Genomic DNA, 24,821 nt, shown 5'->3' with positions numbered 1-24,821 from the left:
TCCCTGTTTGTCAGTGTGGTTGACCGTCAGCGGGTATCGCGCACCCACAAATCTGAGCGATTTTGCGCCTTTAGCGCAGCTGGAAAAAGTTATTTTGCCTTGCCGGATGCTTATTTGTACAATTCGCTGGAGTATCTGGCGAGAAAGTGTCCATTCAGACAAAAAACGCAAAAAAGTGTTCGCAGGGGGGTTGCAGGTAAATCGAATTCTCGTATAATGCGCCTCCCGTGACGAAGCAGAAATGCGCATCACGGCGCCATGGAAATATGGCAAAAGAAGTACGCGGGAATAGCTCAGTTGGTAGAGCACGACCTTGCCAAGGTCGGGGTCGCGAGTTCGAGTCTCGTTTCCCGCTCCAAAATTTGAAAGCACCATACCCAAGCGGGAATAGCTCAGTTGGTAGAGCACGACCTTGCCAAGGTCGGGGTCGCGAGTTCGAGTCTCGTTTCCCGCTCCAAAATTTGAAAGTCACCACACCCAAGCGGGAATAGCTCAGTTGGTAGAGCACGACCTTGCCAAGGTCGGGGTCGCGAGTTCGAGTCTCGTTTCCCGCTCCAAAATTTCTTCTTCAGTTCAGTTTATCCACAGTGCAAACAGCGCCGGGGATGCTTTCCGTTGTCATACGGAAAATACTGTGAACAGAGTTATCCACAGGTTAAAGTCTGAACAGTTCACGATGAAAAACTTCATCATGTGAATAATATCAACTTATCTGATTGAAATTTAACAATAAAATTTCATTTCAAAGTGTTAATGCGATCACTTGACGTACGTCTGCGCGTTGAAACGCAATGTGTTTTTGTTTTTATTCACAGCCTGTGAATGAATCAGGCATCCCGCGGTAGCCCTTTCTCAATCACCCTGACCAGACGCTGTTTTTTCGGCAACTGCACGTCAACCACGTTGGCATTGCGCTTGTCGATTTGCTGCGCCACCGCCCACTCAATGTGTTCATCGAGTAGTGGGTGCTCACCTCGGCGACTTTCCAGGGCGATAAGATTCGCTTCATCCCAGGCGGCATTGCCCAACGCCACGGCAATATTCCGTAGCCAGCGCAGGTGACCGATGCGGCGAATCGCCGACCCCTCCGTGACCTTGAGAAAATGGGCTTCACTCCACGCAAACAGTTCCACCAGCGGCGGCGCGTGCAGCGCTTTACGCGGGCTGAAATCCTCTTCGTCCGTTAACTGCGAGAAGCGGTTCCACGGGCAAATCAGCTGGCAGTCATCGCAACCATAGATACGGTTGCCGATCAGCGGGCGGAACTCCTCCGGAATGGCGCCTTCCAGCTCAATGGTCAGATAGGAGATGCAACGGCGGGCATCGACGGTATAGGGCTCGACGATCGCTCCGGTGGGGCAGATCGTCATGCAGGCGACGCAGCGCCCGCACTCTTCCGTTACCGGCTGGTCGATGGGGAGCGGAATATCGATGAGCAGTTCGCCGAGGAAAAAGAACGATCCGGCATCGCGGTTGAGAATCAGGGAGTGCTTCCCGGTCCAGCCCAGACCGGCTTTTTCCGCCAAAGGGCGTTCCAGAATGGGCGCAGAATCGACAAACGGTCTAAAATTGAGCGAAGCACACTGTTCCTGAATCATCTCACCGAGTTTTTTCAGGCGGTTACGTAACAGTTTATGATAATCACGCCCAAGGGCATAACGGCTGACGTAACCCAGCGCGGGATCTTTCAGAGTGCGGGCGAAAGCGGCGTTGGCGGGGAGATAGTTCATCCGCACGCTAATCACGCGTAACGTACCGGGCAGAAGTTCATGCGGCCGCGCGCGCATCATCCCGTGGCGCGCCATCCATTCCATTTCGCCATGGTACTGTTTGTCCAGCCATGCCTGCAGTTTAGGCTCGCTGGCGCTGAGATCGGTATCGGTGATGCCGACCTGCTGGAACCCCAGTTCAGTGCCCCATTGCTTGATTTGCTGCGCTAACTTATTGAGATCGAGGGGCTGAGACATGATGGACCATACAATGACGAAAAACCTTATCAGTATACCACACTTCATCTGGCCTGCGGATGCGCTGCGCCGTGCGGAAAAAGAGGCGGCGGACGCGCTCGGACTGACGCTGTTTGAGCTGATGCGGCGGGCGGGCGAAGCCGCTTTTCAACAAGCGAGGGCCGACTATCCCGAGCGTCGGCACTGGCTGATTCTCTGCGGTCATGGCAATAACGGCGGCGACGGTTATGTCGTGGCGCGTCTGGCGCAGGCGGAAGGTATCGCCGTCACGCTGCTGGCGCTGGAGGGCGAGAAACCGCTACCGGAAGAGGCCAGCGCCGCGCGTGAGGAGTGGCTGAACGCGGGCGGCACCATCCACGCGGCGGATATTCCCTGGCCGCCTGATATTGCGTTAATTATTGACGGGCTGCTCGGTACCGGGCTACACAGCGCCCCGCGGGAGCACGTTGCGGCCCTGATCGAGCGGGTGAATGCTCATCCGGCGCCGGTGGTGGCGCTGGATATTCCCTCCGGTCTCAACGCCCAAACCGGCGCCGCGCCGGGAGCGGTGGTGGATGCGGACTGCACGGTGATATTTATTGGCCTCAAACCGGGGCTGCTGACCGGTAAAGCCCGTGATGTCGTGGGCCATCTGTATTATCACGCACTCGGCCTCGAGCGCTGGCTGGCGGGGCAGGCTATCCCGCTGAGACGTTTCGAGGCTTCGCAGCTGGCGGGCTGGCTCCCGCCGCGGCGTCCGACATCGCATAAAGGCGATCACGGCAAACTGGCGATCGTCGGCGGCGATCGCGGTACTGCAGGCGCCATTCGCATGACCGGCGAGGCGGCGCTGCGGGCCGGAGCAGGCTTAGTGCGAGTACTTACTCACAAGGAAAATATTGCGCCTGTCGTCACGGCCAGGCCCGAACTGATGGTTCATGAGCTGACGGCGCAGAGCCTGGCGGACAGTCTGCAATGGGCGGATGTGGTGGCGATTGGTCCGGGTCTTGGGCAAAGCGAATGGGGGGCTCAGGCGCTGCGTCAGGTGGAGAACTTTCGCAAACCGATGGTGTGGGATGCGGATGCGTTGAACCTGCTGGCAATCAATCCCGATAAACGTCACAATCGGGTGCTGACGCCGCACCCCGGTGAAGCCGCCCGTCTGCTGAACTGCAACGTGGCAGAAATTGAAAGCGATCGCTTACTTTCTGCACAGCGTCTGGTAAAACGTTACGGTGGCGTGGTCGTGCTGAAGGGCGCGGGCACGGTGGTGGCCAGCGAAGCAGGTGAGATGGGTATTATCGATGCCGGCAATGCGGGTATGGCCAGCGGCGGAATGGGCGATGTGCTGACCGGCATTATCGCCGCGCTGTTAGGGCAACGCCTGACGCCGTATGATGCTGCCTGCGCCGGCTGCGTGGCGCACGGCGAAGCCGCTGACCGGCTGGCTGCCCGCGATGGCAGTCGCGGGATGCTGGCGACCGATCTCTTTTCCACGCTCAGGCGTGTTGTTAACCCGGATGTGATAGACCTGGACCATGATTAACCGAGTGATTCCTTTACCTGACGAGCAGGCCACTTTAGACCTTGGCGACCGTATTGCGCAGGCCTGTTCCGGCGCCACGGTCATCTATCTGTACGGCGATTTAGGCGCCGGTAAAACGACCTTCAGCCGTGGCTTTTTGCAGGCGCTGGGCCATCGCGGCAATGTCAAAAGCCCGACCTATACCCTGGTTGAGCCCTACACCCTCGAAAACCTGATGGTGTATCACTTCGATCTCTATCGCCTGGCGGACCCCGAAGAGCTCGAATTTATGGGGATCCGCGATTATTTTGCTGACGATGCCATCTGCCTGGTGGAATGGCCACAACAAGGAGCGGGTGTGCTGCCTGAGCCAGATGTCGAAATCCATCTTGCGTATCAGGCACAAGGGCGTGAGGCGCGCGTAACGGCGGTCTCCTCATTGGGTGAGTCTTTATTGACGCGTTTAGCCTGAAGGATAACGGGATGATATATCGCATAACCAGTTGGCTGGCCGCCGCGCTGATGCTGTGGAGCATTCAGGCCACCGCGGCCAGTTTATCCGATATCCAGGTCTCAAACGGAGATCAGCAAGCCCGTATTACCATTAGTTTTATCGGCGATCCCGAATACTCGTTTAGCCCACAGGGCAAGCGCACCGTGGCGCTGGATATTAAGCAGACCGGCGTGCTGCAGGGGCTGCCGCTGTTGTTTAGCGGCAGCAATCTGGTGAAAAGCATTCGCGCGGGGACGCCGCAGGATACGCAGTCTCTGCGCCTGCTGGTCGATCTGACCGAGGATGGTAAAACCCGGGCGGTGAAGCAGCAAAACGGCGCGAACTATACCGTGGTGTTCACCATTAATGCCGATGCCCCGCCGCCTCCTCCGCCACCGGTTGTCGCAAAACGGGTGGAGCAACCGCGTTTGCCTTCCCGTCCGGCAGAACCGGCCCGTAATCCGTTTAAATCATCGGGGAGCGAGCGGCAAACGGCGATGAGCAGCAGCCAAAGCCAGAGCGTGACGCGCCCGGTGAGCCGCGCGGTGGCGACGGACGATAAGGTGATTATCGCCATCGACGCCGGTCACGGCGGTCAGGATCCCGGCGCGATCGGTCAGAACGGCACTAAAGAGAAGAACGTAACTATCGCCATCGCCCGCAAGCTGCGCGCTTTGCTCAGCGCTGATCCGATGTTCAGGCCGGTGATGACCCGCGATGGCGACTATTTCATTTCGGTGATGGGGCGTTCGGACGTCGCGCGTAAACAGAACGCCAACTTCCTGGTATCGATTCACGCCGATGCGGCGCCGAACCGCGAGGCGACCGGGGCGTCGGTGTGGGTGCTGTCCAACCGCCGTGCAAACAGCGAGATGGCGGGCTGGCTTGAGCAGCATGAGAAACAATCTGAGCTGCTCGGCGGCGCGGGCGACGTGCTGGCGAACAGCCAGTCAGACCCTTACCTGAGCCAGGCGGTGCTGGATTTACAGTTCGGCCATTCACAGCGCGTTGGCTATGATGTGGCGACAAACGTATTGAGCCAGCTGCAGCGGGTGGGCGATCTGCACAAACGCCGCCCGGAGCACGCCAGCCTTGGCGTATTGCGCTCACCGGATATTCCATCGATTCTGGTGGAAACCGGGTTTATCAGCAATACCGGGGAAGAGCGCCTGTTGGGTAGCGACAATTACCAGCAGCAGGTGGCCGAAGCCATTTATAACGGCCTGCGTAACTATTTTATGCAGCATCCGCTGCAGTCGGCACCGCGCGGTGAGCCCGCGCAAACCGCCAGCGCGACTTCGCCTGGCAAGATGTTGATAAATTAAGGAGTCAGTCATGCCGATTCAGGTTCTACCGCCGCAGCTCGCCAACCAGATTGCCGCAGGTGAGGTGGTGGAACGTCCGGCGTCGGTGGTCAAGGAGCTGGTCGAAAACAGTCTCGACGCGGGAGCCACGCGAATTGATATTGATATCGAACGCGGCGGGGCGAAGCTTATTCGTATTCGTGACAACGGCTGCGGAATCAAAAAAGACGAGCTGGCGCTGGCGTTGGCTCGTCACGCCACCAGTAAGATTGCCTCACTTGACGATCTGGAAGCGATCATCAGCCTCGGCTTTCGCGGCGAAGCGCTGGCCAGTATTAGCTCGGTTGCCAGGCTGACCCTGACCTCCCGTACGGCGGAGCAACAGGAAGCCTGGCAGGCGTATGCCGAAGGGCGCGATCAGGAGGTGACCGTCAAGCCAGCGGCGCACCCGGTTGGCACCACGCTGGAAGTGCTGGATCTGTTCTACAACACTCCGGCGCGGCGCAAGTTTATGCGCACCGAAAAGACCGAGTTTGGCCATATCGACGAGATCGTCAGGCGTATCGCGCTGGCGCGTTTCGATGTCACCATTAACCTCAGCCACAACGGTAAAGCGGTGCGTCAGTACCGGGCCGTGCCCCAGGGCGGGCAGCGCGAGCGGCGGTTAGGGGCGATCTGCGGCACGTCGTTTCTCGACCATGCGCTGGCCATTGAATGGCTGCATGGCGATCTAACCCTCAGCGGCTGGGTGGCCGATCCGCTGCATACCAACCCGACGCTGGCGGAAATTCAGTATTGCTACGTCAACGGCCGCATGATGCGTGATCGCTTAATCAACCACGCCATTCGTCAGGCCTGCGAAGATAAGCTGGGGGCCGATCAGCAGCCCGCATTTGTGCTTTATCTGCAGATCGATCCGCACCAGGTGGATGTCAACGTCCATCCGGCTAAGCACGAAGTCCGTTTCCATCAGTCGCGTCTGGTGCATGACTTTATCTATCAGGGCGTCCTGAGCGTGCTTCAGCAGCAGCTTAACGCGCCGCTGGCGGCCGATGAGGACCAACCGGCGCGCCCGCAGGTGCCGGAAAACCGTATTGCGGCGGGCGGCAACCAGTTTGCCCAGCCCGCCGCCGTGCGTGAACCCGCCGCGCCGGGCTATCACGGCGACACGCCGCGGCCATCGGCCGGCTCCGCTTCTGCGGGCTCCGCCAGCTGGCCGCACGCGCAGCCGGGTTATCAAAAACAGCAGGGGGCGTTGTATCGCCAGCTGCTGGAAACGCCGGCCGCTGAGCGTAAAAGCCCGCCGTCGACGCCGGCCGCAGAAGGGTTATCCGGCCATAGCCAAAGCTTTGGTCGCGTGTTGACCCTCGTGGGGGGCGATTGCGCGCTGCTGGAACGTGACGGTAAGCTGGCGCTGCTGGCATTGCCGGTGGCCGAGCGCTGGTTGCGCCAGGCGCAGCTGACGCCGGAGGTCGAGCCGGTTTGTGCTCAGCCGCTGCTGATCCCGCTGCGGCTCAAAGCGTCTGCCGCGGAGAAAGAAGCGCTGGGTAAAGCGCAGTCGGCGCTGGCCATGCTGGGTATCGATCTGCAATCAGATGCCCAACATTTGACGGTGCGCGCAGTGCCTTTACCCTTAAGACAACAAAATTTACAAATCTTGATTCCTGAACTGATAGGCTACCTGGCGCAGCAAAAGGCATTCGACGTTGGCAACATCGCGCAGTGGATAGCGCGTAATCTGGCGAGCGAACATGCGCAGTGGAATATGGCGCAGGCTATTGCCGTGCTGGCAGACGTTGAACGTTTGTGCCCGCAACTGGTCAAAGCGCCGCCGGGTGGGCTGTTACAACCTGTTGATTTACATTCGGCGATGAATGCCCTGAAAGATGAGTGATGTCACGAAGGCGAGCCTGCCTAAGGCAATATTTTTAATGGGCCCAACGGCCTCCGGCAAAACCGCATTAGCGATCGCTTTGCGTAAAATTTTACCGGTAGAGTTGATTAGTGTGGATTCCGCCCTTATCTATCGAGGAATGGATATCGGCACAGCCAAGCCGGATGCCGCGGAGCTGAGCGCTGCGCCGCATCGGTTGCTGGATATTCGCGACCCGGCAGAGGCCTATTCCGCGGCGGACTTTCGTCGCGATGCGCTGGCAGAGATGGCGGATATTGTCGCTGCCGGGCGAATTCCGCTGCTGGTTGGCGGAACAATGTTGTATTTCAAAGCGTTGCTGGAAGGGTTGTCGCCGTTACCTTCGGCGGATCCTCAGGTCAGGGCCAAAATTGAGCAACAGGCGGCTGAGCAGGGGTGGCACGCACTGCATCGGCAGCTACAGGAGATCGATCCCGTAGCCGCCGCGCGTATTCATCCAAATGATCCGCAAAGACTTTCCCGAGCACTGGAAGTTTTTTTCATTTCGGGTAAAACTTTAACGGAACTGACGCAAACGTCAGGAGACGCTCTGCCGTACCAGGTGCATCAGTTCGCCATCGCCCCGGCGAGCCGTGAACTGCTCCATCAACGCATAGAACAGCGTTTTCATCAGATGTTGGCTTCGGGTTTTGAAGCAGAAGTACGGGCGCTATTTGCCCGCGGAGATTTGCATACGGATATGCCTTCCATTCGTTGTGTCGGATACCGCCAGATGTGGTCATATCTTGATGGCGAGATCCCGTATGATGAAATGGTTTATCGAGGTGTTTGCGCGACGAGACAGTTAGCGAAACGTCAGGTCACCTGGTTGCGCGGTTGGGAAGGTATTCACTGGCTGGATAGTGAACAACCTGAACAGGCGCTCAACAAAGTATTACAGGTAGTTGGTGCGAGCCAAGACTGAACGTGTACAATTAAACCGTATCGTGCGTAATTTTTTTTAAGAATCGCAAGGTTCTGAGTACAAAACAAGCATACATATAAGGAAAAGAGAGAATGGCTAAGGGGCAATCTTTACAAGATCCGTTCCTGAACGCTTTGCGTCGGGAACGCGTTCCGGTTTCTATTTATTTGGTGAATGGTATTAAGCTGCAAGGGCAAATTGAGTCTTTCGATCAGTTCGTGATCCTGTTGAAAAACACGGTCAGCCAGATGGTCTACAAGCACGCAATTTCTACTGTTGTCCCGTCTCGCCCGGTGTCTCACCACAGCAATAATGCTGGCGGCGGTACAAGCAACTATCACCACGGTGGTAGCGCGCAGGGTTCTTCTGCGCCGCAGCAAGACAGCGAAGACACCGAATAAGGTTGATGCTGTTTTTCCATGCCGGGGAACCCGTTTTTACTCTCTGAGTTTCAGGTTGCAGGATGGCGGCGCGGAGTGACACCCCAGTCATTTGCGTAAGTAAGTGACTGGGGCTAAAGACAAATTTGCCAGGTGCAGATTTGAACGACGCGTGCGGCGGCTCGCTAAGGGCCGGCTAAGAAAGCCAACGCCCATGCGACCTGAAAGACGACGGGTAACTGTGTTCCCCGCTGGTATTTTAGAAGGGGTTTACGCTTGTTTGACCGTTATGATGCCGGTGAGCAGGCGGTGCTGGTACACATCTATTTTTCGCAAGACAAAGATATGGAAGACCTTCAGGAGTTTGAATCCCTGGTCTCCTCTGCCGGTGTCGAAGCAATGCAGGTGATTACCGGTAGCCGTAAAGCACCGCACCCAAAATATTTTGTTGGTGAAGGTAAGGCTGTCGAAATTGCGGAAGCCGTAAAAGCGACCGGCGCGTCAGTCGTGCTGTTCGATCATGCTCTGAGCCCGGCTCAGGAACGTAATCTGGAACGCTTATGCGAATGCCGGGTTATCGATCGCACCGGTCTTATTTTAGATATTTTCGCCCAGCGCGCGCGTACCCATGAAGGGAAACTGCAGGTTGAGCTGGCACAGCTGCGTCACATGGCCACGCGCCTGGTACGCGGCTGGACCCACCTTGAAAGACAGAAAGGCGGGATTGGTTTGCGCGGCCCGGGTGAAACCCAGCTCGAAACTGACCGTCGACTACTGCGCAATCGGATTATGCAGATCCTGTCGCGGCTGGAGAAAGTGTCAAAGCAGCGTGAACAGGGACGGCGGTCACGAGCCAAAGCCGATATTCCTACCGTCTCGCTGGTGGGTTACACCAACGCCGGAAAATCTACGCTGTTCAACCAGATAACTGAAGCTGAGGTCTACGCGGCGAATCAGCTGTTCGCGACGCTGGACCCGACGCTGCGCCGCATTGATGTGACGGATGTTGGCGAGACAGTGCTGGCGGATACCGTCGGCTTTATTCGCCATCTGCCGCACGATCTGGTGGCAGCGTTTAAAGCCACCTTGCAGGAGACGCGTGAGGCGACGCTGCTGCTGCACGTGATTGATGCCGCCGATGTCCGTGTGCAGGAAAACATTGACGCGGTAAATACGGTTCTTGCTGAAATCGAGGCCGATGAGATCCCGATGCTGCTGGTGATGAACAAAATCGACATGCTGGATGATTTTGAACCGCGTATCGACCGAGATGAAGAGAATAAACCGATTCGGGTCTGGCTCTCCGCCCAGACCGGAGTTGGCGTACCGCTGCTTTTTCAGGCTTTGACGGAGCGGCTTTCCGGTGAAGTAGCGCAGCACACGCTGCGTCTACCGCCACGGGAAGGGCGGCTGAGAAGTCGTTTTTATCAGCTTCAGGCGATAGAAAAAGAGTGGCTGGAGGATGACGGCAGCGTGGGTCTGCAGGTGCGCATGCCGATCGTTGACTGGCGTCGCCTCTGTAAACAAGAGCCAGCGCTGGTTGATTACGTGATTTGACCTTGCAGCTTGCCTGAAGATATTAACCCCTGTGGGGATATCAAAAACAAATATGGAGCATATACATGGCGTGGAATCAGCCCGGTAATAACGGACAGGACCGCGACCCGTGGGGAAGCAGCAATAACCAAGGCGGCAACTCTGGGGGAAATGGCAATAAAGGTGGTCGTGAGCAGGGGCCACCCGATCTGGATGATATCTTCCGCAAGTTAAGTAAAAAACTTGGCGGGCTCGGTGGCGGCAAAGGGGGCCAGGGGAGCGGTAGCGGCTCTCTGGGACCGCGTGGCCCGATGGGCGGACGCATTGTCGGCATCGTCGCTGTCGCCGCGGTAATTATCTGGGCGGCCAGCGGGTTCTATACCATCAAGGAAGCGGAACGCGGTGTGGTCACGCGCTTTGGTAAATTCAGCCATCTGGTTGAGCCTGGTCTTAACTGGAAGCCAACCTTTATCGATAACGTGCAGGCGGTAAACGTTGAATCGGTACGTGAACTGGCGGCTTCTGGCGTCATGCTGACGTCTGATGAAAACGTCGTGCGCGTGGAGATGAACGTGCAGTATCGCGTGACCGATCCGGAGCGCTACCTGTTTAGCGTAGCCAGCGCAGACGACAGCCTGCGTCAGGCGACCGACAGCGCCCTGCGCGGCGTGATCGGCAAGTACACGATGGACCGCATCCTGACCGAAGGTCGTACCGTTATTCGTAGCGATACCCAGCGTGAGCTGGAAGAGACCATCCGTCCGTACAACATGGGTATTACCCTGCTGGACGTCAACTTCCAGACCGCGCGTCCGCCGGAGGAAGTGAAGGCGGCGTTTGATGATGCGATTGCGGCTCGTGAGAACGAACAGCAGTACATCCGTGAAGCCGAAGCGTATACCAACGAAGTTCAGCCGCGCGCCAATGGTCAGGCGCAGCGTATCCTCGAAGAGGCGCGTGCGTATAAGACTCAGACCGTCCTCGAAGCTCAGGGTGAAGTCGCGCGCTTTGCGAAGATCCTGCCGGAGTATAAAGCGGCGCCGGAAATTACCCGTGAACGTCTGTATATCGAAAGCATGGAAAAAGTGCTGAGCCATACCCGCAAAGTGCTGGTTAACGATAAGGGCGGCAACCTGATGGTTCTGCCTCTGGACCAGATGCTGAAAGGCGCTGGCGCCCCGGCGGCAAAGAGCGGTAGCAGTGGCGCGAACGATTTGCTGCGCCTGCCGCCTGCATCCAGCTCAAGCAGTGCCAGCACCACGCCGACCGCTACGGACGGCAACATTATGGACCAACGCCGCGCCAACGCGCAGCGTAACGACTACCAGCGTCAGGGGGAATAACGATGCGTAAATCTGTTATTGCGATAATTGTCATCGTGCTGGTAGTGCTTTACATGTCTATCTTTGTCGTCAAAGAGGGCGAGCGCGGCATTACGCTGCGTTTTGGTAAAGTTCTGCGCGATAGTGAAAACAAACCGCTGGTGTATGCGCCGGGTCTGCACTTCAAGATCCCGTTCATTGAGTCAGTGAAAATGCTGGATGCGCGTATCCAGACCATGGACAACCAGGCCGATCGCTTTGTCACCAAAGAGAAGAAAGACCTGATCGTTGACTCCTACATCAAATGGCGTATCAGCGACTTCAGCCGCTACTACCTGGCTACCGGCGGCGGCGACGTCTCCCAGGCCGAGGTGCTGCTGAAGCGTAAATTCTCTGACCGTCTGCGTTCTGAAATTGGTCGCCTGGACGTGAAAGATATCGTCACCGATTCCCGCGGGCGCCTGACGCTGGAAGTTCGCGATGCGTTGAACTCCGGCTCTGCGGGCACGGAAGATGAAGTCAGCACCCCGGCTGCCGACGATGCTATCGCCAAAGCGGCGGAGCGCGTCTCCGCTGAAACGAATGGTAAGGTACCGGTCGTTAACCCGAACAGTATGGCGGCGCTGGGTATTGAAGTTGTCGACGTCCGGATTAAGCAGATCAACCTGCCGGCCGAAGTGTCGGAAGCGATTTACAACCGTATGCGCGCCGAGCGTGAAGCGGTTGCTCGTCGCCACCGTTCACAGGGTCAGGAAGAGGCTGAGAAGCTGCGGGCAACGGCGGACTATGAAGTCACCAAAACGCTGGCTGAAGCGGAACGTCAGGGCCGTATCATGCGTGGTGAAGGCGATGCCGAATCGGCGAAGCTGTTTGCCGATGCGTTTAGCCAGGATCCGGGCTTCTACGCCTTTATCCGCAGCCTGCGCGCCTACGAGAATAGCTTCCAGAGCAATCAGGATGTGATGGTGCTCAGCCCGGATAGCGATTTCTTCCGCTATATGAAGTCACCGGACACCGTTCGCAAGTAAGTCCTGTCGTGAGTCATCAGGCGCCTTGAGAAAGGCGCCTTTTTTTATCGCTCACCGCTTATAAATAACCCGAAACACAACGGGTTATGAACTATTTCTCACAAAAGAAGTTCATAATAGCGCTGAAATGCCTGACAATGCGCGCAACGGTTAAATATCCGCATGTCTGCCACTGACGCCTTGCGGGGGCGGTGAGGACGTTTCTCTCTAAGGGTCAATAATGAACGCAACAATCTGGCTGGCGCTGGCGCTGGTTTTAGTACTCGAAGGGCTTGGGCCGCTGCTCTATCCTCGCGCCTGGCGTCGCATGGTGGCGACCATGAGTCAGCTGCCGGATAATTTATTGCGCCGCTTCGGCGGGGGGCTTGTGGTTGCCGGGTTTGTCATCTACTACATGTTGACGAAATCACTGAGCTGATCAAAAAGTGGTCAGACTTGACTGGAATTGAGTGCAAAAAGTGCTGTAACTCTGAAAAAGCGATGGTAGAATCCATTTTTAAGCAAACGGTGATTTTGAAAAATGGGTAACAACGTCGTCGTACTGGGCACCCAATGGGGTGACGAAGGTAAAGGGAAGATCGTCGATCTCCTGACAGAACGGGCTAAATATGTTGTGCGCTACCAGGGTGGTCACAACGCAGGCCATACTCTCGTAATCAACGGTGAAAAAACCGTCCTCCATCTTATTCCATCAGGTATTCTGCGTGAGAACGTCATCAGCATCATCGGTAACGGTGTTGTGCTGTCTCCTGCCGCGCTGATGAAAGAGATGAAAGGTCTGGAAGACCGTGGTATCCCTGTTCGTGAGCGTCTGCTGCTGTCCGAAGCCTGCCCGCTTATCCTCGATTATCATGTCGCCCTAGATGTGGCGCGTGAAAAAGCACGCGGTGCGAAAGCTATCGGTACTACCGGTCGCGGCATCGGCCCGGCTTACGAAGATAAAGTGGCACGTCGCGGTCTGCGCGTTGGTGACCTGTTTGATAAAGCAACCTTCGCTGACAAACTGAAAGAAGTGATGGAATATCACAACTTCCAGCTGGTGAACTTCTACAAAGCAGAAGCGGTTGACTATCAGAAAGTGCTGGATGATGTGATGGCGATTGCCGACATCCTGACGGCGATGGTGGTTGACGTGTCCGATCTGCTGGACCAGGCGCGTCAGCGCGGCGACTTCGTGATGTTCGAAGGCGCGCAGGGTACCCTGCTGGATATCGACCACGGCACCTATCCGTACGTGACCTCGTCCAACACCACCGCCGGTGGCGTGGCGACCGGTTCCGGCCTGGGTCCGCGTTATGTTGACTATGTTCTGGGGATCATCAAAGCCTACTCGACTCGCGTCGGCGCAGGCCCGTTCCCGACCGAACTGTTTGATGAAACCGGCGAATTCCTGTGCAAGCAGGGTAACGAGTTCGGCGCCACGACCGGCCGCCGTCGTCGTACCGGCTGGCTGGACATCGTCGCGATTCGTCGCGCGGTGCAGATCAACTCCCTGTCGGGCTTCTGCCTGACCAAGCTGGACGTTCTGGACGGCCTGAAAGAGGTGAAACTCTGCGTCGCTTACCGTCTGCCGGACGGCCGTGAAGTGACAACCACCCCGCTGGCTGCCGACAACTGGCAAGGCATTGAGCCGATTTATGAAACCATGCCGGGCTGGTCTGAGACCACCTTCGGTGTGAAAGAGCGTAGCGGTCTGCCGCAGGCGGCTCTGAACTACATCGCTCGCATTGAAGAGCTGACCGGCGTACCGGTTGATATCATCTCTACCGGTCCTGACCGTTCCGAGACCATGATTCTGCGCGACCCGTTTGACGCATAATCATCTCCAGGGGCGCCGATAGGGCGCCCCTTGTTTTTGCTGTTCACCCGCCCCATTTCAAATAAATTAGCGGCCTGAGCGCTGGCTGGTTTATCATCAATACAGTATTAATATCGTTATTACCCGAGGATCACGACACAAAAGCATTCAGGATGCGCCCGGTCAGTCAACGCAGAAGCAGCCTGAAGCATGAGGTGTACGCCGCTTTCCCCTTACCCTGAGGTTGATGTGCAGTTAACGAGTTTCACGGATTACGGATTACGCGCGCTGATTTATATGGCGTCGCTGCCGGATGGCAGAATGACCAGTATCTCCGAAGTGACGGAGGTCTACGGCGTTTCCCGTAATCATATGGTAAAAATAATCAATCAGTTAAGTCGTGCTGGTTACGTGATGGCCGTGCGGGGAAAGAACGGGGGCATTCGGCTAGGTAAGCCGGCGAAAAGCATTCGCGTGGGTGATGTCGTGCGCGATCTGGAGCCGCTATCGCTGGTCAATTGCAGTAGCGAATTTTGCCACATTACTCCCGCCTGTCGCCTGAAAAAGGCGCTGGCTGAAGCTGCGCAAAGTTTTCTCAAGGAACTAGATAACTACACGCTGGCTGATTTGGTTGAAGAGAATCAACCGCTTTATAAATTATTGCTGGTGGAGTGACATAAACTCCACCAGAGATGACAACGGAGGAACCGACATGTCACAAGATCCTTTCCTGGACCGCGAAGCAGAAAAGTACGCGAACCCCATCCCGAGCCGGGAATTTATCCTCGATCATTTAGCAAAACGTGAAAAACCGGCCAGTCGCGATGAGCTGGCGATAGAACTGAATATCGAAGGCGAAGAACAACTTGAAGGTCTGCGCCGTCGCCTGCGCGCCATGGAGCGCGATGGGCAGCTGGTCTTTACCCGCCGCCAGTGCTACGCGCTGCCGGAACGTCTCGACCTGCTCAAAGGTATCGTCATCGGCCACCGCGACGGCTATGGCTTCCTGCGCGTGGAAGGGCGTAAAGACGACCTGTATCTGTCGTCTGAGCAGATGAAAACCTGTATTCACGGCGACCAGGTGCTGGCGCAACCGCTGGGCGCCGATCGTAAAGGCCGCCGCGAAGCGCGTATCGTCCGCGTGCTGGTGCCGAAAACCAGCCAAATCGTCGGCCGCTATTTCACCGATGCCGGCGTGGGCTTCGTCGTTCCGGACGACAGCCGCCTGAGCTTCGATATTTTAATCCCGCCTGAAGAGGTGATGGGCGCGCGGATGGGCTTTGTGGTGGTGGTCGAACTGACCCAGCGCCCGACCCGTCGCACTAAAGCGATCGGTAAAATCGTCGAAGTGCTGGGCGATAATATGGGGACCGGCATGGCGGTCGATATGGCGCTGCGCACCCATGAAATCCCTTACACCTGGCCGCCGGCGGTCGAAAAGCAGGTTTCTGTACTGAAAGAGCAGGTGCCGGAAGAGGCGAAGGTTGGCCGCGTTGACCTGCGCAACCTGCCGCTGGTGACCATCGATGGCGAAGATGCCCGCGACTTTGATGATGCGGTTTACTGCGAGAAGAAACGCGGTGGCGGCTGGCGCCTGTGGGTTGCCATTGCCGACGTCAGCTACTATGTCCGTCCCGGTACGCCGCTGGACGCTGAAGCGCGCAGCCGCGGAACCTCGGTCTACTTCCCCTCCCAGGTCGTACCGATGCTGCCGGAAGTGCTCTCCAACGGCCTGTGCTCGCTGAACCCGCAGGTCGATCGCCTGTGCATGGTCTGCGAGATGACCATCTCGTCCAGGGGCCGTCTGACCGGTTATAAGTTCTATGAAGCGGTGATGAGTTCACATGCGCGCCTGACCTACACCAAAGTGTGGCACCTGCTGCAGGGTGACCAGGAGCTGCGTGAGCACTATGCGCCGCTGGTGAAGCATATTGAGGAGCTGCATACGCTCTATAAGGTGCTGGACAGCGCCCGCGAAGAGCGCGGTGGGATCTCGTTTGAAAGCGAAGAGGCGAAGTTCATCTTTAACGCCGAACGCCGCATCGAGCGCATTGAGCAGACGCAGCGTAACGACGCGCACAAGCTGATTGAAGAGTGCATGATTCTGGCGAACATCTCCGCCGCACGCTTCGTTGAGAAGGCGCTGGAGCCGGCATTGTTCCGTATTCACGATAAGCCGACCACCGAAGCCATCACCGCCTTCCGTTCGGTACTGGCGGAGCTGGGGCTGGAGCTGCCGGGCGGCAATAAGCCGGAGCCGCGTGATTACGCTGAGCTGCTGATCTCGATTGCCGACCGTCCGGATCATGAAATGCTGCAAACCATGCTGCTGCGTTCGATGAAGCAGGCGATATACGACCCGGAGAACCGCGGCCACTTTGGCCTGGCGCTGCAGTCCTACGCGCACTTCACTTCACCGATTCGTCGTTACCCGGATCTGTCGCTGCACCGTGCTATCAAGTACCTGCTGGCGAAAGAGCAGGGGCACAAAGGCAACAGCACCGAGACCGGCGGCTGGCACTACAGCATGGATGAGATGCTGCAGCTGGGCGCGCACTGTTCGATGACCGAACGGCGTGCCGATGAAGCCACTCGCGAAGTTTCTGACTGGCTGAAGTGTGACTTTATGCTCGATCAGGTGGGTAACGTCTTTAAAGGCGTGATTGCCAGCGTTACCGGTTTTGGTTTCTTCGTCCGCCTCGACGAGCTGTTTATCGACGGGCTGGTGCATGTTTCCTCGCTGGATAACGACTACTATCGTTTCGATCAGGTCGGGCAACGTCTGATCGGCGAATCCGGCGGCCAGACGTATCGTCTGGGCGATCGTGTGGAAGTCCGCGTCGAAGCGGTCAACATGGACGAGCGTAAAATCGACTTCTCGCTGATCTCCAGCGAGCGCGGCCCGCGCAACGTGGGTAAGACCGCACGCGAGAAGAGCAAGAAGACCGGCAATGCAGGTAAACCTTCCGGCCGTCGTCGCCAGGCGGGCAAGAAGGTGAATTTCGAGCCGGACAGCGCTTTCCGCGGTGATAACGGTAAAGCGAAACCGGCGAAGGCGAAGAAAGAGAAGAGCGCCAAAAAACCCTCTGCGCAGACGCAGAAAATCGCCGCCGCCACCAAAGCGAAGCGCGCGGCGAAGAAAAAAGTCGCGGAGTAAGTCAGCGCCTCCGGCCCCTCAATCATTTGGGTTGTAGGGGAAATGCGCATCGCCAGCGTACCGGCAACCCGCAGTATGATGGGTATATAACCCCTTCCAGCCGGAGGGGGTTATTCTTTTTTGCCGTAAGTCATTCCATAACAGAATAGATATTGCTCCTTTCCCCGCCTATTTCCTGCTTAGTCTATTTTCAGCAATCGTTATTTATTCTTTTTGATTAGCCATATTTTTCCGCTGTGTATAGTGGATTTTACTTTTGATCCCCCCTTTATGTGTGCAAGGAGCATATATGCATCTGGCCCGTTTTCCCCGTGTGTCACTTGGTCATTTCCCGACTCCGCTTGAGCCGCTGGATAATTTGTCGAAATTATTAGGCGGGCCAAAAATATGGATAAAACGCGATGATGCGACCGGCCTGGCGAGCGGGGGGAATAAAACCCGCAAGCTGGAGTTTTTACTGGCGGATGCGCTGGCGAAAAACGCGGACGTGGTGATTACCCAGGGGGCCACGCAGTCTAACCATGTCCGTCAGACCATTGCCGGCGCCGCGCGTCTTGGCCTGCAGGCCAAAGCGCTGCTGGAGCAGCGGGTGACGGATTTTGGCGAGGATTATCAACGCTCCGGCAACGTGCTGCTGGATGAGCTGCTGGGCGGGGAGATCGTTGCCCATCTGCCGGGCGGCACCGATATGCAGCAGGCGATGGAGGAGTATGCCGCCACGCTGCGTGAACAAGGGCACAATCCGTACATCATTCCCGGCGGCGGCTCTAACCCCATCGGCGCGCTGGGCTACGTCGCCTGCGCCGAAGAGCTGTTGTATCAGTCATCTCAGTTACGCCTGCGCATAGACCATGTGGTTCACGCCACGGGCAGCACCGGTACCCAGGCGGGGCTGGTGGCGGGCTTTACGGCGACCAACAGCCACGTTCCGGTACTGGGCATCAGCGTGCGCGCGCCGAAGGCGAAGCAGGAAGAGAACGTCTGGAACCTGGCGTCGAGAACCCTCAATCTGCTGGGCGTGGCGGGCGAGTTGCCGCGCAGCGCCGTGGTGGCCAATAGCGATTACGTCGGCGAGGGCTACGGTCTGCCAACCGCGGGAACGCTGGAGGCGCTGACGCTGCTGGCGCGCCACGAGGGTATTCTGCTTGATCCTGTCTACTCCGCGAAAGGAATGGCCGGGCTTATCGATCTGATTCGTCAGGGCCACTTCCGTCAGGATGAGAACGTGGTCTTTATCCATACCGGCGGCTCTGCGGGACTGTTCGGCTACCGCCAGCTGCTGGAGGCGCAGACCCGCCATGAGTAAGCCGTTTCTGCTCGGCGTGCTGGGAGGGATGGGGCCGCTTGCCACCCTGGACTTTCAGCGGCGCCTGCTTGATGCCACGCCGGCGCAGAACGATCAGCAGCAGCTTCCCTCGGTGGTGTGGAATGTCCCGCAGATCGCGGACCGGCAAAAGGCGCTGGCGGGAAGCGGGCCGTCGCCGCTGCCGCAGCTTATCCATGGTATTGCACAGCTCAATCAGGCGGGGGCCAGCCATATCGCCATCCCCTGTAATACGGCGCATCACTGGTATGACGCTCTCAGCCAGGTGAGCGAAGCCCCGATTCTGCACATCGTTGACGCGACGCTAGCCGCGCTGGCGCAGCAGGCGGATCAACCTCAGCGGGTGGGAATTATCGCCACACAAGGCACGCTGGAGGCGGGCTGGTATCAGCGCAAGCTGGCGGCGCAGGGGAGGGCGGTTATTGAGCCGACGGAGGAGGAGCTGGCCCGGTGGTTTGTCCCCGGGTGTTATGCGGTCAAACGCGGTGCGCTGGAAGAAGGGGGCGAGCTGCTGATGCGCCAGGCCAACGCGCTGTTTGCACGCGGCGCGCAAAAGCTGATTCTGGCCTGCACCGAGGTTCCCGTTGCGTTTGCGGCGGTGAAGGCGCCGTTTGCTGACCTGACGTTCGACCCGGCCCAGGCGCTGGCCGAGCGATGTTCGCAATTATGGCAAGCCCGTTAAAAGATCACTGAATACGATTGAGTCCGGTTATTTATCCGGGCGTGAAATTTCCGAACTTTCGAAGGGTAAATATAATGAAAAAAATTCTCTGCTTATTCCTTGCAGCGGGTAGTTTATGGGCCAACGCCAGCTTTGCGGAGACGCCGGCTGAAGTCCGGGTGGCTTATAGCGGCGGTTCCCAGGTATTAATGCTGGCGAAGGCCGACGGCTCTCTGGATAAAGCGTTAAACAGTAAAGTGAAGTGGGTGCAGTTTGCCTCCGGCGCCGATGCGTTAAATTATTTCGCCAGCAATGCGATTGATATTGCTAACTTCGGATCCAGCCCGGCGGCGGCGGGGATCGTCAGAAAACTGCCGGTGGAGATTATTGGCGTCTCCGGCGTTATTGCCAGTTATGAACGGCTGATTGGCAAAGAGGGCATCAGCAGCATTAAAGATATCGAAGGCAAGCGCGTGGCCTATCCACCGAATTCGACGGCGCAATACGCCCTTGAAGCCGCCATCGACGTCAACAAACTGGATCGCAGCAAGATCACCCTGCTGCCGCTGCGCCCGGCAGATATGGTCGCCGCCTGGAAGCGCGGTGATATTGATGCCGGCTACGTGTGGGCACCATTTGCCCAGGAGCTGGAGTCCTCCGGCGGACATCAGGTCTTCGCCACCAAAGATCTGCAAAAAGATGGCTACCTGATTTACAACAACTACGTGGTGCGTAAAGCCTTCGCCGAACAATATCCGCAGGTGGTGACCGCTTTCCTGCGCGTTCACCAGCAAAAGGTTGACGAATTTAAGCAAGACCCGGAGCGCGCGGCGGCTATCGTGGCGAAAGAGGTTGGCGCCCCGGTGACCACCGCGGCGAATACGCTTGGCGGCCTGGAATATCCCACGCTGAGCCAGCAGGGGACGGCAGCATGGCTGGGGAACGGGACGCAAACGTCCGACAGCGGTATCGGCAAAGCGCTGAGCAAAACCTCCGGCTTCCTCGCGGGGATTGGCGAAATCCGTAAACGCGACATTCCGGCGAACTGGGATGCCGCGATTAATTCACGCTATATCCGCGATGCGGCGGTAGCCGCGCAATGAGATTGAGCCAGCATATCGCCATCAGCATCGTCTCGGTGGCGGTTTTCTTTATCGTCTGGCAGGTGGCGGCGACGCGGCAGTGGGTCGACCCGCTGCTGCTGCCTTCGCTAACGGATATCGGCCTCACCACCGAAGAGCTGCTGGCGGATGGCTATCGTCAGGTGCCGCTGTGGGAACATATCGCGGTGAGCCTCGCGCGCGCGCTCAGCGCCTTTGCGGTCGCGATTATCATCGGCATTCCGCTGGGGCTGCTGATGGGGCTGTCGGATGGCCTCGCCGCCGTGTTAAACCCGTTCGTGCAGTTCCTGCGCCCACTGCCCAAAATCGCCCTGATCCCGCTGGCCGTGGTCTGGCTGGGGATCGGCGAAGCGTCCAAATTCTTCCTGATATTTATCGCCACCTTTTTAAGCGTGGTGGTCGGGGCCTCTGCCGCCGTCGAGCGCATCGGCCGATCGCGCATTCGCGTGGCGCAAACCCTCGGGGCTTCGCGTCGGCAGATCTTCCTGCGGGTGGTGTTGCCGGATGCGCTACCCGATCTCTTCACCACCGTCAGGCTGTCGATCGGTATCGGCTGGACCTCGCTGATTGCGGCGGAGATGGTGGCGGCCAGTTCGGGCCTGGGCTGGATGGTGATTAACGCCAGCTCCTATCTGCGTACCGATATCGTCATGCTCGGCATTCTGCTGCTGGGCGGCATTGGCTATCTGCTGGATTTATTGCTGCTGGGGCTGCAACGCCTGTTTGTGCCCTGGGCGGGGAAAGAATAATGAGTGCCATCACGCTGGAAAACGTCTCGCTCTCCTTTGCGGCTAAGCCACGGCCGTTCACGGTGCTTGAGGATATCAGCCTGTCGCTGAATAAAGGGGAATTTGTCGTCCTGTTAGGCCCGTCGGGCTGCGGGAAATCCACCATTCTCAACCTGGTGGCCGGGTTTACCCAACCGGACCGGGGACGCGTGGCGGCGGGGGGCAAACCGGTACGCGCGCCGGGGCCGGATCGCGGCATGATTTTCCAGCAGCCGAATCTGTTCCCGTGGCTGTCGGTGCTGGAGAACGTCACCTTTGGCCCGCGGCTGGGCAAATACCGCAAACAAGAGACCAACGCGCGGGCGCTGGACTGGCTGGGGCGCGTGGGCCTGAAAGGGTTTGAGCATCACGCTCCCTGGCAGCTCTCCGGCGGCATGAAACAGCGGGTGGCGCTGGCGCGCGCCTGGCTGCCCGGCCCGGAGGTGCTGCTGCTGGATGAGCCGTTCGGCGCGCTGGATGCGCAAACCCGGCTGATGATGCAGGAGCTGCTGCGCGAGGCCTGGCTTTCGACCGGCACCACGCTGCTGTTTGTGACGCACGATGTCGAAGAGGCGCTGTTCCTCGCCGACCGCATTCTGATCATGTCGGCGAAGCCGGGCAAAATCGTCGAAGAGATCGTCCTGCCCTTTGGCCGCGAGCGGGACATCGAAACCCTGGCGGAACACCCGCGCTATAGCGAGATTAAGCATCACGTTTTGCACCGGGTGCGCCTGGAGGCAAAACGGCATTTAGGTTAAACGCATTCCCGGCGGCGGGAATGGATCAACTGTGATGACTGAGGTGGAAGCAATGAGCACAAGCGAATTACGAGACCGTCTGGCAACAAGTATTCACCAGCACCGGGATGAGTATGTGGCGATAGCCAAAGATATTCACGCCCATCCTGAAACCGGCAATAACGAGTATTACGCCAGCGGTCTGCTGACGCAGCTGCTGGAAAAACACGGTTTTACCGTTACCACTAACGTCGCCGGGCACGAAACGGCGTTTTTCGCGGTTAAAGAGAGTGGTAAACCGGGCCCGACTATTGCCTATCTGGCGGAATACGATGCGCTGATCGATATCGGTCACGCCTGCGGACACAATATTATCGGCGTTACCAGCGTGGCCGCGGCCGTGGCGCTCGGCGAAACGCTGGAGCGTACCGGCGGCAAGGTGGTGGTGCTGGGCACCCCGGCGGAAGAGGGCGGGCTACGCGGTAAAGGCGGGCCGAACGGCAACGTGAAAGCCCGCTTTGTGGAGCACGGTTTCCTCGAGGATGTGGATGTCGCGCTGATGGTTCATCCGGCGGGTAAAACCCGGCTCTCCGGCCCATCGCTGGCCAATAACCACCTCTACTTTCACTTCTACGGCAAGCCGTCCCATGCGGGCAGCTCGCCGCATAAGGGGGTGAATGCCCTTGATGCGCTGGTGCTGTTGTACAACGGTATCAGCGTACTGCGCCAGCAGCTGCCGGACGGCATCCGCGTGCACGGTATTATCACCAACGGCGGGCAGGCACCGAACGTCATTCCGGAGTACGCCTCCGCCCACTACTACATCCGCGCCCACACGCGTGAAGAGGTGGTTGCGCTGGAGCCGCGTATTCGGGCCATCGCCGAAGGCGTTGCGCTGGCGACGGGTACCACGGTGAAAATTGAACATCAGGTGGGACCGCGCGATTTCAATATCAATCACACCCTCAACGGCGTGCTGCTGGAAGAGTTCACCGTCGCGGGCGAAAGCGTCGAGCTGAAAGAGAAAGAGGGGTTGGGTTCCACCGACGCCGGCGATATCAGCCACGCCGTCCCCACCGCGCATCCGTATATCAAGATCGGCCCGGACGATCTGATCGGTCATACCGTGGCCTTTCGCGAAGCCGCTAACTCGTCTCAGGGATACGATGCCCTGGTCACCGGGGCGCTGGTGCTGGCGCGGACCGGACTGCGTTTACTGACGGACGCCGCGCTGCTGGCGGATGCCAAAAATGAGTTTGCCGGGCGCACAGCCGCCACGCGGGCCGCCTGATCTCATCGGAGTACTATCATAATGAAAATGCTGTTTTCTGCCGCCGCGCTGATGCTGGCGGCGGTTTTACCCCTGGGAAGCGCGCAGGCGGCAAGCGTCGATCGCAATGCCACCCTGAATATCGCCTATGGCAATCGTCCGGGAACGCTGGATCCCTACCTGACGACTAATAACGCCACGTCGGATGTCGACCGCCATATCTTCGAAACGCTGTTCACGATTAACGCAAAGTTCGAGCCGGTGCCCGAGCTGGTGCAGAGCTACACCCTCAGCGACGACCGTAAAACCTACACGCTTGTGCTGCGCGAGGGGATTCATTTCCATGACGGGCAGCTGCTGACGGCGGACGACGTGGTGGCCTCCATGAACCGCTGGCTGGCGGTATCCACCCAGGGCAAAGCCAATCTGCCCGGCGTTCAGTTCACCAGGGTTGATGATAAAACCGTGCGGTTCACGCTACCCGCCCCATCGCTGATTACCCTCAATGTGCTGGCGGATGTGAAAAATATCGCCGCGATCATGCCCGCACGCATTATCAATGAAGCGAACGGCAGCAAGAAGCCGGTGACTGAACTGATCGGCACCGGCCCCTACAAGCTGGCGGAGTTTAAGCCTGGCGACTATCTGCATTTAACGCGCTATGACCAGTATCAGTCGCGGTCAGAACCAGCAAGCGGGTTGTCCGGGCAGAAAAAGGCCGACGTGAAGGATATCTGGTTCCGCTATATTACCGATGAATCTACCCGTCTGGCGGGGGCGATGACCGGAGAATACGACCTTGTCTTCCAGCTGCCAAAAGACAATATCGAAACTCTGAGCCGCGCGCCGGATCTGTCGCTGTTCCAGCCGCAAAGCGGCGGATCGCTGATCACCTATCTGTTTAATAAACATCAGGGGCCGTTTGCCAACCTGAAGCTGCGTCAGGCCTTCAACCTTGCGCTCGACGTACATCAAACGCTGCTGGCGGGCTACAGTGACCCGCGTTTCTTTAAAGAGGATCCCTCGCTGGGCTTTCCGGAACAGGTGGACTGGTACAGCGAGGCCGGAAAACCTTACTGGAACCAGCGCAAGCTGGATGAGGCGCGCGAGCTGGTGAAAACATCCGGCTATAAGGGTGAGGAAGTGGTGATTATTGCCACCAAAGAGTATGCCGAGCTGTATAACCTGGCGATTGTTGCCCAGCAGGTTCTTAAGCAGATTGGCGTGAAGTCCCGCCTGGATGTATACGACTGGCCAACGGTGCTGCAGCGTCGTCAGGATCCGAAAAACTTCGATCTCTGTGCGCTGGAGTTCTCCATGCGCCAGGTGTTGCACCAGTATCCTTTCCTCGATTCCCGTGCGAAGTTCCCGGGGTTGAGCAACAGCCCGGAGATTGACGCCGTTCTCGATGAGATCAAACAGGCCGCGTCATTGCAGGCGGCGAAACCGCTGGTGGATAAACTCAACGAGCTGAGTTGGCAATATCTGCCGGTGATTGTGCTGGGACGCACCACGCCGGATGCCGTGGCAATCAAAAACAATGTTAAAGGCTACCAGGATTTGATTGGACCGATCCTGTGGAACGTTAGCGTCACCGCACCCTGACGGGAGAGGG

At 57.9% G+C, this 24,821-nt stretch carries 21 protein-coding genes and 3 tRNA genes; 23 read left to right on the top strand and 1 reads right to left on the bottom strand.

Features of this window, described 5'->3' with window-relative positions; genetic code table 11:
• Positions 1-282 precede the first annotated feature (282 nt).
• The 3 genes from EDF73_RS16740 (at position 283) to EDF73_RS16730 (ending at position 557) form a co-directional block, all read left to right on the top strand.
• Positions 283-358 (top strand) — tRNA-Gly (locus EDF73_RS16740).
• Positions 359-381: 23 nt separating this feature from the next.
• A tRNA-Gly gene (locus tag EDF73_RS16735) sits at positions 382-457 on the top strand.
• 24 nt (positions 458-481) lie between these two features.
• Positions 482-557, top strand: a tRNA-Gly gene (locus tag EDF73_RS16730).
• 270 nt (positions 558-827) lie between these two features.
• On the opposite strand, the gene queG is transcribed toward EDF73_RS16730, so the two are convergent.
• The gene (gene queG / locus EDF73_RS16725) at positions 828-1,967 is read right to left on the bottom strand and encodes a tRNA epoxyqueuosine(34) reductase QueG (RefSeq protein WP_132730212.1); all 1,140 of its coding nucleotides are present in this window, start codon (positions 1,965-1,967) and stop codon (positions 828-830) included.
• A 13-nt stretch (positions 1,968-1,980) separates the two neighbouring features.
• Here queG and nnr point away from each other — a divergent pair, with 13 nt between their 5' ends.
• The 20 genes from nnr to EDF73_RS16625 all read left to right on the top strand — a co-directional run bounded on the left by nnr (position 1,981) and on the right by EDF73_RS16625 (position 24,811).
• Positions 1,981-3,492: a bifunctional ADP-dependent NAD(P)H-hydrate dehydratase/NAD(P)H-hydrate epimerase gene (gene nnr / locus EDF73_RS16720; RefSeq protein ID WP_165905734.1), complete on the top strand. Its 1,512-nt coding sequence runs from the start codon at positions 1,981-1,983 to the stop codon at positions 3,490-3,492.
• Positions 3,485-3,943, top strand: coding sequence for a tRNA (adenosine(37)-N6)-threonylcarbamoyltransferase complex ATPase subunit type 1 TsaE (tsaE, locus tag EDF73_RS16715; RefSeq protein ID WP_132730210.1), 459 nt, complete (start codon positions 3,485-3,487; stop codon positions 3,941-3,943). The genes nnr and tsaE overlap by 8 nt, the downstream gene beginning before the upstream one ends.
• 11 nt (positions 3,944-3,954) lie before the next feature.
• A complete protein-coding gene (amiB, locus tag EDF73_RS16710; protein ID WP_132730209.1) occupies positions 3,955-5,289 on the top strand; it encodes an N-acetylmuramoyl-L-alanine amidase AmiB in 1,335 nt (444 codons plus the stop codon).
• Between the two features lie 10 nt (positions 5,290-5,299).
• Positions 5,300-7,162 carry a DNA mismatch repair endonuclease MutL gene (mutL, locus tag EDF73_RS16705; RefSeq protein WP_132730208.1) on the top strand — a complete coding sequence of 621 codons (1,863 nt, stop codon included), beginning with the start codon at positions 5,300-5,302 and terminating at the stop codon, positions 7,160-7,162.
• Positions 7,155-8,105 carry a tRNA (adenosine(37)-N6)-dimethylallyltransferase MiaA gene (gene miaA / locus EDF73_RS16700; RefSeq protein WP_132730207.1) on the top strand — a complete coding sequence of 317 codons (951 nt, stop codon included), beginning with the start codon at positions 7,155-7,157 and terminating at the stop codon, positions 8,103-8,105. Before mutL ends, miaA begins: the two co-directional genes overlap by 8 nt.
• Before the next feature lie 92 nt (positions 8,106-8,197).
• Positions 8,198-8,506 (top strand): RNA chaperone Hfq, encoded by a 309-nt coding sequence (hfq, locus tag EDF73_RS16695; RefSeq protein WP_004857035.1) that lies wholly within the window; start codon positions 8,198-8,200, stop codon positions 8,504-8,506.
• A gap of 255 nt (positions 8,507-8,761) precedes the next feature.
• Positions 8,762-10,042, top strand: coding sequence for a ribosome rescue GTPase HflX (gene hflX, locus EDF73_RS16690; protein WP_132730206.1), 1,281 nt, complete (start codon positions 8,762-8,764; stop codon positions 10,040-10,042).
• 65 nt (positions 10,043-10,107) lie between these two features.
• The gene (gene hflK, locus EDF73_RS16685; protein ID WP_132730205.1) at positions 10,108-11,364 is read left to right on the top strand and encodes an FtsH protease activity modulator HflK; all 1,257 of its coding nucleotides are present in this window, start codon (positions 10,108-10,110) and stop codon (positions 11,362-11,364) included.
• 2 nt (positions 11,365-11,366) lie between these two features.
• On the top strand, positions 11,367-12,371 hold the full coding sequence (hflC, locus tag EDF73_RS16680) for a protease modulator HflC (protein ID WP_132730204.1): 1,005 nt from the start codon (positions 11,367-11,369) through the stop codon (positions 12,369-12,371).
• Between the two features lie 220 nt (positions 12,372-12,591).
• Entirely contained in the window at positions 12,592-12,789 is a 198-nt protein-coding gene (locus tag EDF73_RS16675; RefSeq protein ID WP_132730203.1) for a DUF2065 domain-containing protein, read from the top strand.
• Positions 12,790-12,891: 102 nt separating this feature from the next.
• Entirely contained in the window at positions 12,892-14,190 is a 1,299-nt protein-coding gene (locus EDF73_RS16670; RefSeq protein ID WP_132730202.1) for an adenylosuccinate synthase, read from the top strand.
• A 228-nt stretch (positions 14,191-14,418) separates the two neighbouring features.
• The gene (gene nsrR, locus EDF73_RS16665) at positions 14,419-14,844 is read left to right on the top strand and encodes a nitric oxide-sensing transcriptional repressor NsrR (protein ID WP_132730347.1); all 426 of its coding nucleotides are present in this window, start codon (positions 14,419-14,421) and stop codon (positions 14,842-14,844) included.
• A gap of 37 nt (positions 14,845-14,881) precedes the next feature.
• The gene (rnr, locus tag EDF73_RS16660; RefSeq protein ID WP_132730201.1) at positions 14,882-17,326 is read left to right on the top strand and encodes a ribonuclease R; all 2,445 of its coding nucleotides are present in this window, start codon (positions 14,882-14,884) and stop codon (positions 17,324-17,326) included.
• A gap of 289 nt (positions 17,327-17,615) precedes the next feature.
• Positions 17,616-18,632: a D-cysteine desulfhydrase gene (locus EDF73_RS16655; protein WP_132730200.1), complete on the top strand. Its 1,017-nt coding sequence runs from the start codon at positions 17,616-17,618 to the stop codon at positions 18,630-18,632.
• Positions 18,625-19,332, top strand: a complete 708-nt coding sequence (locus tag EDF73_RS16650) for an amino acid racemase (protein ID WP_132730199.1) — start codon at positions 18,625-18,627, stop codon at positions 19,330-19,332. The genes EDF73_RS16655 and EDF73_RS16650 overlap by 8 nt, the downstream gene beginning before the upstream one ends.
• Positions 19,333-19,406: 74 nt before the next feature.
• Positions 19,407-20,414 carry a glycine betaine ABC transporter substrate-binding protein gene (locus EDF73_RS16645; RefSeq protein WP_132730198.1) on the top strand — a complete coding sequence of 336 codons (1,008 nt, stop codon included), beginning with the start codon at positions 19,407-19,409 and terminating at the stop codon, positions 20,412-20,414.
• Positions 20,411-21,181, top strand: coding sequence for an ABC transporter permease (locus EDF73_RS16640; protein ID WP_132730197.1), 771 nt, complete (start codon positions 20,411-20,413; stop codon positions 21,179-21,181). Before EDF73_RS16645 ends, EDF73_RS16640 begins: the two co-directional genes overlap by 4 nt.
• Positions 21,181-21,957, top strand: a complete 777-nt coding sequence (locus tag EDF73_RS16635; protein WP_132730196.1) for an ABC transporter ATP-binding protein — start codon at positions 21,181-21,183, stop codon at positions 21,955-21,957. Before EDF73_RS16640 ends, EDF73_RS16635 begins: the two co-directional genes overlap by 1 nt.
• A 52-nt stretch (positions 21,958-22,009) precedes the next feature.
• Positions 22,010-23,227 (top strand): M20 family metallopeptidase, encoded by a 1,218-nt coding sequence (locus tag EDF73_RS16630; protein WP_132730195.1) that lies wholly within the window; start codon positions 22,010-22,012, stop codon positions 23,225-23,227.
• A gap of 21 nt (positions 23,228-23,248) precedes the next feature.
• Positions 23,249-24,811, top strand: a complete 1,563-nt coding sequence (locus EDF73_RS16625; protein ID WP_132730194.1) for an ABC transporter substrate-binding protein — start codon at positions 23,249-23,251, stop codon at positions 24,809-24,811.
• The last annotated feature ends 10 nt before the right edge of the window (positions 24,812-24,821 follow it).

This window comes from Klebsiella sp. BIGb0138 (assembly GCF_004342285.1).
Classification (GTDB): Bacteria; Pseudomonadota; Gammaproteobacteria; order Enterobacterales; family Enterobacteriaceae; genus Klebsiella.
Note: the sequence above shows the minus strand (reverse complement) of the source record. Positions and strands in the feature narration are given on the sequence as shown.

What these genes read in the sequence shown, in the direction of transcription:
- queG (WP_132730212.1), bottom strand. Translation starts at nt 1,967, where the DNA reads ATGTCTCAGCCCCTCGATCTCAATAAGTTAGCGCAGCAAATCAAGCAA.
- nnr (WP_165905734.1), top strand. Translation starts at nt 1,981, where the DNA reads ATGACGAAAAACCTTATCAGTATACCACACTTCATCTGGCCTGCGGAT.
- tsaE (WP_132730210.1), top strand. Translation starts at nt 3,485, where the DNA reads ATGATTAACCGAGTGATTCCTTTACCTGACGAGCAGGCCACTTTAGAC.
- amiB (WP_132730209.1), top strand. Translation starts at nt 3,955, where the DNA reads ATGATATATCGCATAACCAGTTGGCTGGCCGCCGCGCTGATGCTGTGG.
- mutL (WP_132730208.1), top strand. Translation starts at nt 5,300, where the DNA reads ATGCCGATTCAGGTTCTACCGCCGCAGCTCGCCAACCAGATTGCCGCA.
- miaA (WP_132730207.1), top strand. Translation starts at nt 7,155, where the DNA reads ATGAGTGATGTCACGAAGGCGAGCCTGCCTAAGGCAATATTTTTAATG.
- hfq (WP_004857035.1), top strand. Translation starts at nt 8,198, where the DNA reads ATGGCTAAGGGGCAATCTTTACAAGATCCGTTCCTGAACGCTTTGCGT.
- hflK (WP_132730205.1), top strand. Translation starts at nt 10,108, where the DNA reads ATGGCGTGGAATCAGCCCGGTAATAACGGACAGGACCGCGACCCGTGG.
- hflC (WP_132730204.1), top strand. Translation starts at nt 11,367, where the DNA reads ATGCGTAAATCTGTTATTGCGATAATTGTCATCGTGCTGGTAGTGCTT.
- EDF73_RS16675 (WP_132730203.1), top strand. Translation starts at nt 12,592, where the DNA reads ATGAACGCAACAATCTGGCTGGCGCTGGCGCTGGTTTTAGTACTCGAA.
- EDF73_RS16670 (WP_132730202.1), top strand. Translation starts at nt 12,892, where the DNA reads ATGGGTAACAACGTCGTCGTACTGGGCACCCAATGGGGTGACGAAGGT.
- rnr (WP_132730201.1), top strand. Translation starts at nt 14,882, where the DNA reads ATGTCACAAGATCCTTTCCTGGACCGCGAAGCAGAAAAGTACGCGAAC.
- EDF73_RS16655 (WP_132730200.1), top strand. Translation starts at nt 17,616, where the DNA reads ATGCATCTGGCCCGTTTTCCCCGTGTGTCACTTGGTCATTTCCCGACT.
- EDF73_RS16650 (WP_132730199.1), top strand. Translation starts at nt 18,625, where the DNA reads ATGAGTAAGCCGTTTCTGCTCGGCGTGCTGGGAGGGATGGGGCCGCTT.
- EDF73_RS16645 (WP_132730198.1), top strand. Translation starts at nt 19,407, where the DNA reads ATGAAAAAAATTCTCTGCTTATTCCTTGCAGCGGGTAGTTTATGGGCC.
- EDF73_RS16640 (WP_132730197.1), top strand. Translation starts at nt 20,411, where the DNA reads ATGAGATTGAGCCAGCATATCGCCATCAGCATCGTCTCGGTGGCGGTT.
- EDF73_RS16635 (WP_132730196.1), top strand. Translation starts at nt 21,181, where the DNA reads ATGAGTGCCATCACGCTGGAAAACGTCTCGCTCTCCTTTGCGGCTAAG.
- EDF73_RS16630 (WP_132730195.1), top strand. Translation starts at nt 22,010, where the DNA reads ATGAGCACAAGCGAATTACGAGACCGTCTGGCAACAAGTATTCACCAG.
- EDF73_RS16625 (WP_132730194.1), top strand. Translation starts at nt 23,249, where the DNA reads ATGAAAATGCTGTTTTCTGCCGCCGCGCTGATGCTGGCGGCGGTTTTA.